The sequence below is a fragment of the Lewinella sp. LCG006 genome, assembly GCF_040784935.1.
Taxonomy (GTDB): Bacteria; Bacteroidota; Bacteroidia; order Chitinophagales; family Saprospiraceae; genus Lewinella.
Map to the genome: position 1 here is coordinate 4,094,198 of NZ_CP160680.1, position 13,369 is coordinate 4,107,566.

Annotated in this window: 14 protein-coding genes; 6 read left to right on the top strand and 8 right to left on the bottom strand. The window is 47.8% G+C overall.

The window, feature by feature from the left end; translation table 11 throughout:
- Nucleotides 1–374: 374 nt before the first annotated feature.
- Both AB0L18_RS14745 and AB0L18_RS14750 read right to left on the bottom strand, forming a co-directional pair.
- Nucleotides 375–1,049, bottom strand: coding sequence for a DUF2490 domain-containing protein (locus AB0L18_RS14745; RefSeq protein WP_367388070.1), 675 nt, complete (start codon nucleotides 1,047–1,049; stop codon nucleotides 375–377).
- A complete protein-coding gene (locus AB0L18_RS14750; protein ID WP_367388071.1) occupies nucleotides 1,049–1,624 on the bottom strand; it encodes a hypothetical protein in 576 nt (191 codons plus the stop codon). Before AB0L18_RS14750 ends, AB0L18_RS14745 begins: the two co-directional genes overlap by 1 nt.
- Nucleotides 1,625–1,811: 187 nt before the next feature.
- Here AB0L18_RS14750 and rplU point away from each other — a divergent pair, with 187 nt between their 5' ends.
- Both rplU and rpmA read left to right on the top strand, forming a co-directional pair.
- Nucleotides 1,812–2,120 carry a 50S ribosomal protein L21 gene (gene rplU, locus AB0L18_RS14755; RefSeq protein ID WP_367388072.1) on the top strand — a complete coding sequence of 103 codons (309 nt, stop codon included), beginning with the start codon at nucleotides 1,812–1,814 and terminating at the stop codon, nucleotides 2,118–2,120.
- 39 nt (nucleotides 2,121–2,159) lie between these two features.
- On the top strand, nucleotides 2,160–2,852 hold the full coding sequence (rpmA, locus tag AB0L18_RS14760) for a 50S ribosomal protein L27 (RefSeq protein WP_367388073.1): 693 nt from the start codon (nucleotides 2,160–2,162) through the stop codon (nucleotides 2,850–2,852).
- A gap of 73 nt (nucleotides 2,853–2,925) precedes the next feature.
- Here the strand turns inward: rpmA and AB0L18_RS14765 are convergent, their stop codons facing one another.
- Genes AB0L18_RS14765 through AB0L18_RS14785 form a run of 5 tightly spaced genes read right to left on the bottom strand, consistent with a single transcriptional unit; the run spans nucleotide 2,926 to nucleotide 6,398 of the window.
- The gene (locus AB0L18_RS14765) at nucleotides 2,926–3,651 is read right to left on the bottom strand and encodes a hypothetical protein (RefSeq protein ID WP_367388074.1); all 726 of its coding nucleotides are present in this window, start codon (nucleotides 3,649–3,651) and stop codon (nucleotides 2,926–2,928) included.
- A gap of 29 nt (nucleotides 3,652–3,680) precedes the next feature.
- The gene (locus AB0L18_RS14770) at nucleotides 3,681–4,406 is read right to left on the bottom strand and encodes a hypothetical protein (protein WP_367388075.1); all 726 of its coding nucleotides are present in this window, start codon (nucleotides 4,404–4,406) and stop codon (nucleotides 3,681–3,683) included.
- Between the two features lie 37 nt (nucleotides 4,407–4,443).
- On the bottom strand, nucleotides 4,444–5,148 hold the full coding sequence (locus AB0L18_RS14775; protein WP_367388076.1) for a hypothetical protein: 705 nt from the start codon (nucleotides 5,146–5,148) through the stop codon (nucleotides 4,444–4,446).
- Nucleotides 5,149–5,193: 45 nt separating this feature from the next.
- Nucleotides 5,194–5,838, bottom strand: a complete 645-nt coding sequence (locus tag AB0L18_RS14780; RefSeq protein ID WP_367388077.1) for a hypothetical protein — start codon at nucleotides 5,836–5,838, stop codon at nucleotides 5,194–5,196.
- On the bottom strand, nucleotides 5,835–6,398 hold the full coding sequence (locus AB0L18_RS14785; protein WP_367388078.1) for an RNA polymerase sigma factor: 564 nt from the start codon (nucleotides 6,396–6,398) through the stop codon (nucleotides 5,835–5,837). Before AB0L18_RS14785 ends, AB0L18_RS14780 begins: the two co-directional genes overlap by 4 nt.
- A 203-nt stretch (nucleotides 6,399–6,601) precedes the next feature.
- Between AB0L18_RS14785 and AB0L18_RS14790 the strand changes: the two genes are divergently transcribed.
- The 3 genes from AB0L18_RS14790 to AB0L18_RS14800 all read left to right on the top strand — a co-directional run bounded on the left by AB0L18_RS14790 (nucleotide 6,602) and on the right by AB0L18_RS14800 (nucleotide 11,045).
- Nucleotides 6,602–6,814, top strand: a complete 213-nt coding sequence (locus tag AB0L18_RS14790; RefSeq protein WP_367388079.1) for a hypothetical protein — start codon at nucleotides 6,602–6,604, stop codon at nucleotides 6,812–6,814.
- A 199-nt stretch (nucleotides 6,815–7,013) separates the two neighbouring features.
- Entirely contained in the window at nucleotides 7,014–7,754 is a 741-nt protein-coding gene (locus AB0L18_RS14795) for an outer membrane lipoprotein carrier protein LolA (RefSeq protein WP_367388080.1), read from the top strand.
- A gap of 87 nt (nucleotides 7,755–7,841) precedes the next feature.
- Nucleotides 7,842–11,045, top strand: coding sequence for a WD40/YVTN/BNR-like repeat-containing protein (locus AB0L18_RS14800; RefSeq protein WP_367388081.1), 3,204 nt, complete (start codon nucleotides 7,842–7,844; stop codon nucleotides 11,043–11,045).
- A 207-nt stretch (nucleotides 11,046–11,252) separates the two neighbouring features.
- Here the strand turns inward: AB0L18_RS14800 and AB0L18_RS14805 are convergent, their stop codons facing one another.
- The gene (locus AB0L18_RS14805; protein WP_367388082.1) at nucleotides 11,253–12,422 is read right to left on the bottom strand and encodes an energy transducer TonB; all 1,170 of its coding nucleotides are present in this window, start codon (nucleotides 12,420–12,422) and stop codon (nucleotides 11,253–11,255) included.
- A gap of 198 nt (nucleotides 12,423–12,620) precedes the next feature.
- Between AB0L18_RS14805 and AB0L18_RS14810 the strand changes: the two genes are divergently transcribed.
- Complete coding sequence (locus AB0L18_RS14810) at nucleotides 12,621–13,238, top strand: hypothetical protein (protein ID WP_367388083.1); 618 nt, start codon at nucleotides 12,621–12,623, stop codon at nucleotides 13,236–13,238.
- Nucleotides 13,239–13,369 lie beyond the last annotated feature (131 nt).

Below are 13,369 nucleotides of genomic sequence, written 5' to 3' on the forward strand. Positions count from 1 at the left end.
TATTTTGGCTTGTTTATTCCGCAAGGTTAACGCCCTTAAGACGCAGCTTATTGGTGTTTGGAACACACAAAGAACGTTAATGTTTTCTAAAAAAGCAATGTGTTTTTGGGCAGCTGGCTGTGCCACCGCGCTATTCGCTCTTACCTCCCCTTGGTCGGTACCGCTGCTATCGCTGCTGCGGGGTATCTGGTTGGGCGGGTCCATCTCTTCTCGGGGCGACCTTGGTGCTGAATCGTATGATCGTATTGGTACGATTGGGTGCTGAGCTGATCGTATGATCGTATTGGTACGATTGGGCACTGCGCTGAATCGTACGATCGCACTGGTACGATCAGCCCCAAGCGAAGCCCACTCAATATTATAGCCTTGGAGAATTAAATATCAATAAAATACCCGATCGTCCACCAGATGCGATGCCGGGAAGTGTTTTCAAACAGTCGATCCCAGCGGTGGTCTATTCCCAGTTCTAGTTGCTGCTGATTATTTATATTGTAGCCCAAGCCACCGGTTAGGCGATTTTCCAGACCGAAGTCGCGTGCTTGTTTGCTACCCAGCAATTCCCATGAGGCAATGAGGTAAAACTCCTGGTCATCAACCCGCTGGCCCCGCAAGGCGGTCTCCCATGAAAAGCGGTAACGCAGTCGGTAGCGGGTAGTTTCTTCCGTCTGATAGGTTTGATCCGTCCGCCAGCGGTGGCCAATTCGACCATGGGGCAAGCGTCGCACCAAGGCAACTTGTTGTAAGGTGCGATGGATCAGTTCTCCATCAGAAAATCTCAGGAGGTAACCAGCTCCTGCACTGGCAAGAGGTCGAAAGCGATAGTTGGCCACCATCGTCAGATCGGTACGAACGTAGTCGTAATCGACAGTTAGGCCGTCGCTGGTTCGCCGCCAGCCGCGCTGCATAGATTCCAGCTGCGCGCTGAACTTCCATTGCTCGTTTAGGGAATAACTCACGGTCAATTCTGGTAGCCAGCCCATCTCTATCGGCGTCTGTCCCGCCAGGGGCAGCGCTCCCAGGATGAGCAAAAGAAGGAAACATTTGCGCATCAGTAATTCAGATTTGTCGTTGGCCGTAGAACAATTTGGCGGTAGGTCAAGAGCTCACCATTTTTACTAAAGGTGCCCTCCCAGATGCCGTAGATGCCTTTCATCTTTGCGCTGAATTCTATTTCGTATTGTACCAGCACTTCTCTTGAAAAGCGCCCTTGTAGGGCTGATCTAATCCCCTCTGTACTTCCTTGCCATTGTTCCTGAATACGGTTCAGCTTGAATTTGGGCAGCGTTTTAAAGGTATAAATTAGTTGCCGACGGGTGCTGTCAGGGATTTGCCGCAGTTTAAGTACGCTTTCAACGTCCTCCAATTCGCCCGTTGGAGAAAATTCTACACTGAAGTGCCTGCGTTGGTGTTTGAACTTTGCTTCTATGCTCTGCCGCCCGGAGGTGGTTTCGGCATACCATTTTATCCGGTTGTTATCGCCAAAAACGAGAGATAACCATGCTCTTGCTGCTTTAGGGGCTGCTTCCGATGCTATTCTAAGTTCCTGTTCCTGCTTGTCTTGGCCTTCCAGTACCGAGCTGGCCGCAAGCAATAACACCAGGCTGAAAAAAAGCTTTGTACCCATCTTCGAGTTTTATTATGCAAACAATCGAAGGTGGAGGAGAGTTGGAGAGCATACCGGGTAAGTATCCTGTCTATCTAGCTTCTGCGACCTACTTTACGAAGAAAAAAAGCAATCAAAACACTGAAAATTTCAAAGTAAGTTTTATCTTTGCAGCCCGTTAGGAATTTATTCAAACAAACAACTACTAATGTTCGCAATCGTAACAATAGCTGGTCAACAGTTCAAAGTAGAGGAAGGTCAGGAGATCTTCGTCCACCAGCTAGAAGCAACCGAGGGTGATAAGATGTCGTTTGATCAGGTATTAATGATCAACAACGACGGAAAAACCTCGATTGGCACGCCGGTTTTGAGCGCCAAGGTTAATGCTACGGTATTAGGCCACCAAAAAGGCGACAAAGTGATCGTATTCAAGAAGAAGCGCCGTAAAGGATACCGCGTGAAGAATGGTCACCGCCAGCATTTTACCAAAATCAAAATTGACAGCATCGCCGGTTAATATCGGTTGCATCATTTTTCATCAAAAAAGCAATAAACCATGGCTCATAAAAAAGGTGTAGGTAGTACCGACAACGGCCGCGATAGCGAAAGTAAACGATTAGGCGTAAAGCTTTTCGGTGGTCAAGCTGCAACTGCTGGCAACATCATTATTCGTCAGCGTGGTACCAAGTACCATCCTGGTGAAAACGTATACATGGGTAAGGATTTCACGATCCACGCCAAAGTTGACGGTACCGTCGCTTTCCGTAAGCGTCGTTCCAACCGTACCTACGTAAGCATCGTTCCTGCTGATGCCGTTGCTGTTGCGCCTGCCGCTCCAGCCAAGAAAGCAGCAGCTCCTAAGAAAGAGGCGGCTCCTGCTGCACGTTCAGTAGCCGCTGAGGCTCCTGCGCCTGCCGCACCCAAAGCAGCTCCAGCAGCAAAAGCTGAAAAAATCGATCTACCCAACGGTAAGAGCATCAAGCAAGATGATCTGAAGATGGTAGAAGGTATCGGTCCAAAAATCGAAGGCCTGCTACACGACGCAGGTATCACCACTTGGGAAGAATTGGCCAATGCCCCTACGGAGCAAGTTCAAGCCATCCTCGACGAAGCTGGTCCTCGTTACCGTATGCACCAGCCTACCACTTGGGCTAAGCAAGCTCGCCTCGCTGCCGATGGCAACTGGGACGAACTCGTAGCTTACCAGGATCACCTCGATGGTGGTCGTGAACCAGAAGAAGACAACTAATTCAGCTTAGCTGATTAGGACCACAAAAAAACCGCTGCCAATGGCAGCGGTTTTTTTGTTTTAACCACATTTGTCAATAACTCACAAAAAAGGTCACTTCCACATTTCGTAGTGTTAATACTTCATCCGTGACCAGCGATACTGTGTTTCCTTGAGTGGGCGTATTACGGTTTAGCCCAACTTCTGCATTGATCAAGCAAGAGACCAGCTTGCCATCATATGTAGGGGGGCTGTTTTGGGCTAATCTTATTCCCGTAAATTGATATTCTTCCACCTTAGTGATCACCAACTGACCAGCAGGGCTTTCCAGGAAACTGGATTTGGAAGAGATATCGTCTAAAGTACCCGTATTTTCAACGCCTGGATATCGGTAAGCAATATCTACCAACCCCGGCCCTTGGCCCAACTCAAAAACATTGCTTGGGGCAAAAAACTGCTCCAGTTCTGCGCTGGTCCAGCGCCGATTAGCAGGCAATTGATCAGACCAAAATTGTAGTCCGAAATATCTGACGGAGCCATACCATGTATTGGCGGAGGTGTAGACACCAGCAATCAGCGTCGGCCCCAGCTCGCCTTCGGATACATCGGCCCCCCAATATAAGTATTGATGATTTACATCCAGCTTGCCGATATTGATCTCAAAGTCCACAAAGTCAGCCTCGTCGGGGCCTTGGTAAGCACCTTTTATTTGTAAAGGTGTCGTATCGTAATTCGTTTCGATATCCAGGTAGTTCTCCTGATCACAAGAGGATAAACTGAAGAAAAGGAAGATCAATCCGAGATAATAGGAGTAGTTCATTGTTTTGATAATTTGAATTTCATTAATGCTTAACGCAAGCGGACACTGAAGCCCACCCCCACCATGTTTAGATAATGTTGTGCATCTCCACGAGGTGCTATCGTGGGCTTAATCAGATTTCTTGTGCCCTGCCGAAAAGAGGCCTTCAGTGCACAACCCTTGGTAATTTCATAAAAAAGGGTTGCTTCCACACTAAGGTCATAGCGGGCAAAATCTTCGATGTTAAGAGGGATGTCGGTGGTCGATTCTCCGGAAATTAAACTAGGGACGAAGCTGTTTTCCCCGATTTCAGGTTCTCCTACGCTGAAATAAAAATGCTCGAAATGCTGCCCTATGGGTAGTAAAAGTAACGAAGCGTTTACGCCAATGCTCCATGACCATCTTGATGCCTCCTGCTGGCGATGCTTAAAATGCAAGCCAAGGTCCAAAAAGCCAATCGCCAGCAGTTTGTTGTTTTGCTCAGCGTATTGGTAACCACTGGGAAGGATGCTGTAAGTGTTTTCGCCGTATACCCGATTGTAATTTCCCATCTTACTAAAACCCACTTGTAAACCCAAGGAACTCTTGGTGTTGATGGGTTTTTCCAGACTGAGCTGCGCGCTTCCTCCAAAGCCAAGTTTGAAAGGGGCAATATCCAGGAAGCCAAAAGAACTAGCTGCTTCCACCCATAGTTGTGGACGGGTACTGGTTTGCCCGTTTAAGGAACTCGCCAATATTGACAACATTAAGGTGTATGCTAGGAGGTAATATTTCATGATTTATCGTTTTAAATGTAGTGTAGATAAACAAGCTCTAAAGACGGTAAGTAAGTCCTATCTGGAATAACTTTAGCTCCAAGGCAGTGGTGCCAGGACTTGCTAAGCCATTGATTAATGGACTTAAGTCAGGATACTTTTGCTGTGAGCTGGCCTTCAGTTCTGAAGACGAGTAGTTTCCCGGTAGCCAGTCCTGTAATTGGACGCCAATACGAACGCCGAAGCGTTGTTGCGGCCAATAAGTGTAGGAGAAGGAAAGACTTTTGTAAAAGTCAACGGTAGGATCGTATTTCAGAATGTATTCTGCGATAGGATTAATCAGGAAGACCTTTGACTGGTTGTAGAGGAGTCCAAATTGTGCTGCTACACTCAAATCGCCCTGCCCGATTCGAATGTTGATTTCTGGCCCTATTACAGCGGGAATCCGTTGAGTTGTTCTCACTAAAGTGAGGGGCCCATTCAAACTGCGAATAGTGGGGTTTAAAAAGAAATTGTCAGCCTCACTCACGCGACCGTAACCCAAATGAGCGGCTATCCCTAGCCAACGTGTGAGGCGATAGGTTGATCGTAGCTGGATGGTGTGTGCATCTAATGCCTTTGTTATCGTGTCTGTATAGTTGTCAAAAACAAAGCCTACATCAAAACCAACCGTTAATCGGCTGGTTGCTGCCTCTTGGGCATTCAAGGCCTGACCCATGATTCCCATAAAGAGAAAGCCGCAGGCATAGAGAAAGTGTTTCATACGATGCATGATGATTGTTTTTCAATGAATAAATTTTGCTAAGAATCAGTACCGCTCAATCACATCGGGGTACAATGTTCGCCGATCACGTTTTCGTTTGTAGTTATTGAGAAAGGGTGCCGGAAGTTCCTCGTCCAATGAACTTGGAAGCAAAGGTATCGCAGTGTCGTTCTTCAGAGGAAGTGTAAGGTAAGCCGAGCTACGGTCAATGGAAGCTTCTTCTTCGGGGGAGATTTCTTGTTTTGTTAAAGGAGGCAGGGGGGTGATCGTCTCGGGCGTCGCTTTCTCTGTTTTTATCGTTTTGGCAGGAAGTGACTGACGAAAATCGGGATTCGTCGTGCTTCCTGCCGCCACGATATTGGGCGCATTTTCGGGGATTGTTTGGTTAGTTGAGGGGGTGGTAGTAAGGGCTTCGGTTACATTAAAGCTACTCAGGGAGATCGCATTTTCGTTGTTCGTCCGGAGCATCCACCAACACAGTACACCGATGATCGCAAAGATCAAAGCCTTGAATATCCATCCGTACCAGCGGCTGCTTTTTGGTGGTAGCTGATCTTTAGGCGCCATTGTACCACCACTTTCGCCCAGGAGTTTTTCCATTTGCTCCCAAGCCGAGGCATCAAAGGCAAATTCGTGTGCTTCTACTTTAGGTCGAAGCTCCTCTTCCCATTTGTTGTAGTCGAAACTCATGCCGATCTGCCCTTTTGGTTATACAATTGCCCCAGCCAAGACTGTAAGGTCTCGCGAGCTTTAGCTAGTCTCCATTTACTTGTACTGAGGGTAATGCCCAATAAATGGGTGATCTCCTCGTGTTTGTATCCTTCGATCACGTACAAACTGAATACAACGCGTAGATGATCCGGTAAGCCCTGAATAACCTGAATGAGCTCTTCAGCTGCCAGGTTTTCTTCTGCTTTACTTCTCATAATGGGTACATCCTTGGCTTCTAGACGGATACGTTCCCGATAGCGCTGCTCATAACGCAAGTGATCCATGGTCGTTCTGAACGTAATTGTAGACATCCATCCCTGAAAGGAGCCTTCCTCCCGGTAATTGACGAGTCCATTGAAAATGGTCAGAAATGCCTGGTTCAAGATGGCCGTAGCTTCCTCCCTATCGCGGGTATAGCGCATCGGAATCCCCAGAAGTTTACCGTAATAGCGACGGTAAAGTTCTTTTTGCGCCAGCCGATCACCCGCCAGGCATCCCTGTCGCAAGTTCTCTTCGGTGCTGTGTTTTCCGTAGGCCATCTACTTTGATCATGGTTTTTAAAGACGGATAGCGTTTTAAGTAATCCGTTTTATGAATGTCTTCTATCCCTACTATCGTTGAAAAAAAATAAAAGGTTAGTGAGACAGCCATCTTTTTTTATTTTTCCTTCTCTGACTTCGGTTAATTTCAGCTGCTTATTTGAATATATTTACATGCGTCTCAAATCTAATGAGTAATAGCCATGAGCAATGCCCCTTTCCGCCTAGATCGGACGAAATTCAAGATGCAAACCTTTAAAGAGGCCAGCCACCAGTTGAGTTACTGGCAAAACAAAACGGCCGTTGAAAGATGGAAGGCGGCCTACTTTTTGATAAGTCAAGCTTATGATTTCGATTTGAACAATCCCCCTAAGATGGATCGCCAACAGTTCTCTATGCGTAAACATGCTCATTAACAAAAAAGTAGTTTACAACTTCATCCTCCCTCTCTCCACTTTCATCGAATATTTTTTGACTTTTCTTGCACAATACTCATCTTTCAGTTGTAATATTTTTGAACCAGATGTTACTAATAGACTGTACGCAGGATGGTGAAGCATCATTGCTACGAACAAACAGGTTCAATACAATCATTTTCGTAAAAATAAAACCAGAATGAAACACATTTTCTTGCTTTGCGCATTGTCATTAGGATTTTTCATGGGCAACGCCCAAAATAAAGCTGTTGAGGATATCACCGCTGATGAAATTATCGCTACCTACCTGGAGAACATCGGAGGGAAGGACAATTGGAAAGCCTTAACTGCCATGCGGATGGAAGGCAAAATGGCGCAGATGGGAATGGAATTCCCCGGTGTAGTCATGCAAGTGCCGCCCAATAAGCAGCGTATCGAAGTCAATATCCAAGGCCAGCAGATGATCCAGGCTTATGATGGAGAAACGGCTTGGTGGATCAACCCATTTATGGGAGGTGCCGATGCCCAGCCAATGCCTGCTGAAATGGCCAGTGAATTCACCAAAGAAAAATTTGAAGATGACTTCATCGACTATGCGGAAAAAGGACACACCGTAGAGCTCCTCGGAGAAGCAGAGGTAGACGGGGTGATGACCTACGAAGTTAAATTAACCAAAAAAGATGGTTCAGAAGAGTTCCATTATTTCGACCCTGAGTACATGGTGCCAATCATGCAAAAAACGATCCTTTCTGAAGGACAAATGAAAGGCCAGGCGGTAGAAAACTACCTTAGTGATTATCAGGAGTTTGAAGGTTTAATGATTCCAACCTACATCGAATCTAAATTGGGTGGAGCTACCCAGTTTTCCATGACGGTGACCAAGGTAGAGCTGAATCCTGAGTTGGACGAAACGCTCTTTGCTTATCCGAAAGGCAAATAATTGCCCTTCTTGCCAGCAATATAATTCACTGGCCCTGCGGCAACTGTCGTCAGGGCCAGTGTTGGTTTAAATTGAAAAATATCCATCATGCGAATTCTTTTTACTTCCTGTATACTTCTTTTAAGTCTTTTGTTTTTCCAACAAGCACAAGCTCAGGACAGCCAAGTCACCACCAGCTCCACCTTGCTCGATGGCCTACGTGCCCGACAGATTGGTCCTGCCGTGATGAGTGGGCGGGTGAGTAGCATTGCGGTACACCCTAATGATCCCACCATTATCTACATTGGCGCCGCTGGTGGAGGTGTATGGAAAACCGTCACTGGAGGTACCGTTCTCCGCCCAATATTTGATGAGCATACCCAGTCCATTGGCAAGATCGCCATCGCGCCTAGCGAACCAGAAACGGTCTACGTTGGCACGGGCGAACAGTGGACGCGCAACAGTGTCTCCGTGGGTACTGGTATCTACAAAAGTACCAACGGCGGTAGTAGCTGGGAGGCCATCGGGCTGGATGACACCGAGCGTATCTCCGATATTATTGTCCATCCCAAAGACCCTAATACCGCTTACGTAGCAGCCCTCGGCCACCTGTGGGATGCCAACGAAGAACGTGGTGTTTTCAAAACGACTGACGGCGGCAAAACGTGGGAAAAAGTACTCTACATCGACGAAAATACGGGAGCTTCTGACCTGGATTTTGATCCTCAGAACCCTGAAGTCGTTTATGCTACCACTTGGAGCTTCCGACGTTACCCCTGGTCTTTTGATTCCGGTTTTACCGGTGGAAGCGGTGTTTACAAAAGTACCGATGGTGGTCGCAACTGGTCGAAAATCCAAAATGGTCTGCCCGACGAAAAACTGGGGCGGATGGCCATCGCCGTAGCGCCTACCAATGGTGATGTGGTTTACCTTTCGGTAGAGTGTAAAAGCGCGGATAAAAAGGGATTGTACCTCAGTACCGATGCTGGTGCCAACTGGAAGATGGTCAGCAATGATTTTAATACCACCGTACGGCCTTTCTATTTTAGTAACATGACCGTAGATCCTACCAATGACAGCATCGTCGCCAAATGTGGTTTCCAGGGAATTATCAGCGAAAATCGTGGGGAGGTATTTCGGATGATAGGCAATAGCGTCCACTCCGATATTCATGATATCTGGATTGATCCTACCAATCCCAAGCACTTACTGATAGCTACCGATGGGGGCATTTACGAAAGCATTGATCGCGGTCGGACGACCAAGATGTGGATGAACCTGCCGGTTTCTCAATTTTACCACGTAAGTGTCGATAACGAAAAGCCCTTCAACGTCTACGGCGGTCTGCAAGACAATGGCTCCTGGATGGGTCCTTCGCGCCGAGCCGGAGGCATTGGCAACAACGATTGGACTAACGTTTATGGTGGTGATGGTTTCTATGCCTTCCGCCATCCGGTAAAAGAAGACATTATCTTTGCGGAATACCAAGGAGGCAACCTTGTTCGCTACAATAAGAAAACGGGCCAAGCCAAATCCATCGCCCCTTATCGTGGCACTGGCGAGGAGGAGCTACGCTACAACTGGAACTCTCCCGTACATCTCAGTACCTTGCGCCCGGAGCGGATGTACTTTGCCAGCCAGTACCTCTACCGCAGCGAAGACATGGGCGAAAGCTGGGAGCGTATCTCACCGGACCTTACAACCGACGATCCAAATAAACAACAACAGTACGCTTCCGGTGGCCTGAGTATCGATAACTCTACCGCCGAAAATAATTGTACGATCTATACCATCGCAGAATCACCCGTTGCCGAGCAGACCATCTGGGTAGGCACCGATGATGGCAACCTGCAAGTCACCAGTGACGGTGGTCAGACTTGGCGCAATGTCACCGCCAATGTCCCCGATCTGCCAGCGGCTACTTGGGTCACTTTCGTGGAACCTAGCCCTCACGACGCGCGTACGGCTTTCGTGACCTTCGACCACCACCGTATGGGCGATATGACGACTTACCTCTACAAAACCACGGATATGGGGGCTACCTGGACGCGTCTGGCCAATACGGAAGAGGTAGAAGGCTACGCCCTGAGTGTGCGCCAGGATTTGGTACAACCCAATCTCCTTTTTCTGGGGACAGAATTCGGACTGTATATTTCCCTTGATGAAGGAACTACCTGGGCCCGTTTTACGAACAATATGCCTAAAGTAGGCGTACGCGCTATGGTGATCCATCCACGAGACAATGCGCTGGTGATGGCTACCCACGGTCGGGGGATTATCCTCATTGACGACCTGAGCCCGCTACGACAAATTACCGCAGAGATGCTGGAAGAGAAGGTCGCTTTTTTTGACACACCTCCTACGATATTAAGTGACCCTGGAGCTGGAGGCAGCTGGTTTGGCGGCTCTGGCAATTTTGTGGCGGGTAACCCCAGTACGGCAGCACCGGTGATCTACTACAACCAAAAGCGCCATACTTTTGGTAAGATGTACATCGAAATTTACAAGGACGGGGAAAAGATCAAGGAAATTCAAGCAGGAAAGTCTGCGGGGATCAATGTGGTGCGAATGCCTACGAGCTTGCCCCCACCAAAATCAGCCCCCACTCGCAACCGGTCAGCCCTTTTTGGCTCTATCTTCGGCCCCAACCTGGAAGCCGGTGAATACGAAGTGAAACTCATCAAAGGCAAGGATACCTATACTTCCAGCTTTACCCTGGCCTATGATCCTGATGCGCCTTATACGCCTGAAGAACGTGCTTTGCAGCGTAAGGTCACCCAGCAACTTTATGATCTGAGCGAAGAATTGGCTTATATCTATCAGGTATACGACCAGCTTTCAGGGCAATTGGATAACTTGAAGGGCTTGAAAAAGAAGCGACAACTGGCGGTAGATCGCTTGGCAAAAGATATCCGTACCACCATGGGGACGCTAGTAGCGCTGGAAGGTGACTTCTACGTTGACGAAGGAGAACAAATCCGTGAGCGCATCTCCAACCTCTACATGAAGGTGAGCCAGTACCCCGGCAAGCCCTCCGATTCGCAGGTAGCAGAAGCTGATCGACTCAGCCTGGCCATGCAGCAAATCAATGTTCAATTTGCTCAGCGACTCAGCAACGAGGTCATGGCCATCAGCGACTTATTGGTAAAAGAAGGCCGCGAGCCTTTAAGCTATGATAGTGAAGAGACCTTCTTCGCCACAGATAGTGATACCAGTAGCAACGAAGGCGGCCAGCTGGACTGGAAAGGAGACGAAATGTACCGCGCGATGAACAGCACCGACTTGGGTTGGCGCTGGATCATGATGTGGTAGTGAGCGAGGCTTGCCTTTGTGAATACGCAAAAGTAGCGTGTAACAAGGCAAGCCTCACTGTATTAGGTACTTGGTACAAAATATTGGGTACAAGGTATTTTGTAGAGGGTAGAGGGACTAGATTTCGTTGAAGTCAGTCCCTTTGCCCTTTTTAAGGCAAGCAACAAAACTTCTCAGCGAGCTTATCTGTATCAAACCTCACCTCAATTAATCGTCAAGACGAAACTTAATGGGTAGGTTATACTGAACTCTTACCGGAGTTCCTCGCTGCTTACCAGCTACCCACTGTCCTTCTGCACCCATTCGCTCGACAAGGCGTATAGCTTCCTGACCACAGCCTGCACCAATATCGCGCGTAATGCGAATGTCGCTGACGCTACCATTCTTTTCTACCACAAAAGTGACAACGACGGTGCCTTCTACGTCATGCTCTTTGGCAAGAGGTGGGTATTGTAGGTTTCCATAAATAAAGGACAACATGGCCTCTTTTGCACATTCCTGCTTTTCGTTTTTGGTAGCCATTGCTTCGCACTCCGCCTTCCCGTAGCGGGGCATCTCCTCTACAACTTTGAAAATTTCTTCAAAGCCACTTCTTGCTGGCGGCGGTGGTGGTGGCGGTGGGGGAGGAGGGTAGTTTTTGTCTGCTTCAACTAACTCTACAGCTTCCTCTACGGCAAGTTCCTCAACAGGCATAGGCGGTGGCGGTGCAGCTACCATGACCTCTTCCTCTAGATTATTCACATTTCGCGGAGCAGGAGCGGGTTTTTGATTTGCCCGATCCCGAGTAGCAGCATTTTGGCGCAACATAGGAGGCGGTGGTGGAACACCTGCTTCTGTAACTACCATTTCTTCTACCATCTCTTCTTCCTCTTCTTGGGGCGTGGGTACAGGTGTTTCTTTGGGATCGAGCTTAAAACGAACGGGGAGGTTGAACCTTGTAGCTACGGCTCTGCCACCCTGGGTGCCAGGATGCCAGCGGATATTGTCGGTATTCATCTTATGGATGACCGCCGCCGCAGCTTCTCCCATGCCCGCTCCTGGGTCACGCACTACTTTAATGTCCTCTAAAGTGCCATCCTTTGCGACCACAAAAGCAACGACGGCCATTCCTTCCTGGCCATTCTCCTTGGCTTTAGGTGGGTAAACCAGATGGGTATACACATAAGCCAATAAGGCTTCCTGCGAACACTGTTTACGCTCCTCTTTGTTAGTCACCGTTTCACAGCCAGGGAATTCTGGCATCACTTCTACCACCATAAATATTTCTTCCGAAGGTGGTGGTGGCGGTGGTGGTGCCACTTCTTCAATGACTTGCCCGATGGCCAGTATTGATACCATAGAAAAGAGTATCGTCAATAAGCTTAGTTTTAAGCGCATAGTTTCTCGTTTAAATAAAAAATGATTCTCTTGTATAGATTGCTAAAGGTCGGGTTTAGTAACCGTTCTTTTTAACTTTTTAGGGAATACTGGCTAGCCAGTCGCTTAAGTGTTCTTATATGCTTCAAATCTCATTTCTTGACGCAAGTCAATGAATCAAGGATTTTTACGGCTAACCTTTGAAAAAAATTACTTCTTATGAAAAAGCAATTCCTTTTTTCAATCGCCTTGTGTTCACTCTTGTTCACAAGGGCCTCCACCCAAGCAGTTGGTGAGGACGCTTTCTTACCAAAGCATTTTATCGGCAGCACCTTGTTTGTATTGGCTACGCCTATTCTGTCGCCCTCGCCGGAATATTTTCAACTCAATTTCGGCTGCGTATTAAGCCCCAAAGACGTGGTTTCCATCGAAGCGATCACTTGGGCTTATCGTGGCCCACTGGGCAGACCTTATGGACCTGATTACGAAAATGAAAATTCTAATTTTCCAGGAAAGGTGAAAGCCCTAGGGCTAGGATTGGCCTACAAGCGTTTCCTCTGGAAAGGCGTTTACGGTCAGGTGCACGCTACGGCTTTTCGGCAAAACTTTTTGGACGAGCAGGGCGATAAAATCCAAAGCGGCTTCCAGTTGTTCAATACCCTCCGCTTTGGTTATCATTTCCGTTTGTTTAAAAACCGCCTGTTTCTAGAGCCTTCCATCGCAGCCACCAGTTGGCCCATCAACACCAACCTACCCGACTCCTTTCAAGTGGAAGAAGACAAGTGGAACAAGTACTTTTTGTTCGAACCCGGCTTGCATTTTGGGGTCAACTTTTGAACTTGACTTTTGGCAAAAGTTCGTATAGGGATGCGGTCCGCTTCGCGTACCTATGGTAGATGGTATAGGGATAGGATTCCGACAAGTCATCAACTACTAAGATCACTAGTTTGATCAGAGACTTAAAATTA

Coding starts and splice junctions, on each gene's coding strand:
- AB0L18_RS14745 (WP_367388070.1), bottom strand. CDS start 1,049: ATGCGCAAATGTTTCCTTCTTTTGCTCATCCTGGGAGCGCTGCCCCTG.
- AB0L18_RS14750 (WP_367388071.1), bottom strand. CDS start 1,624: ATGGGTACAAAGCTTTTTTTCAGCCTGGTGTTATTGCTTGCGGCCAGC.
- rplU (WP_367388072.1), top strand. CDS start 1,812: ATGTTCGCAATCGTAACAATAGCTGGTCAACAGTTCAAAGTAGAGGAA.
- rpmA (WP_367388073.1), top strand. CDS start 2,160: ATGGCTCATAAAAAAGGTGTAGGTAGTACCGACAACGGCCGCGATAGC.
- AB0L18_RS14765 (WP_367388074.1), bottom strand. CDS start 3,651: ATGAACTACTCCTATTATCTCGGATTGATCTTCCTTTTCTTCAGTTTA.
- AB0L18_RS14770 (WP_367388075.1), bottom strand. CDS start 4,406: ATGAAATATTACCTCCTAGCATACACCTTAATGTTGTCAATATTGGCG.
- AB0L18_RS14775 (WP_367388076.1), bottom strand. CDS start 5,148: ATGAAACACTTTCTCTATGCCTGCGGCTTTCTCTTTATGGGAATCATG.
- AB0L18_RS14780 (WP_367388077.1), bottom strand. CDS start 5,838: ATGAGTTTCGACTACAACAAATGGGAAGAGGAGCTTCGACCTAAAGTA.
- AB0L18_RS14785 (WP_367388078.1), bottom strand. CDS start 6,398: ATGGCCTACGGAAAACACAGCACCGAAGAGAACTTGCGACAGGGATGC.
- AB0L18_RS14790 (WP_367388079.1), top strand. CDS start 6,602: ATGAGCAATGCCCCTTTCCGCCTAGATCGGACGAAATTCAAGATGCAA.
- AB0L18_RS14795 (WP_367388080.1), top strand. CDS start 7,014: ATGAAACACATTTTCTTGCTTTGCGCATTGTCATTAGGATTTTTCATG.
- AB0L18_RS14800 (WP_367388081.1), top strand. CDS start 7,842: ATGCGAATTCTTTTTACTTCCTGTATACTTCTTTTAAGTCTTTTGTTT.
- AB0L18_RS14805 (WP_367388082.1), bottom strand. CDS start 12,422: ATGCGCTTAAAACTAAGCTTATTGACGATACTCTTTTCTATGGTATCA.
- AB0L18_RS14810 (WP_367388083.1), top strand. CDS start 12,621: ATGAAAAAGCAATTCCTTTTTTCAATCGCCTTGTGTTCACTCTTGTTC.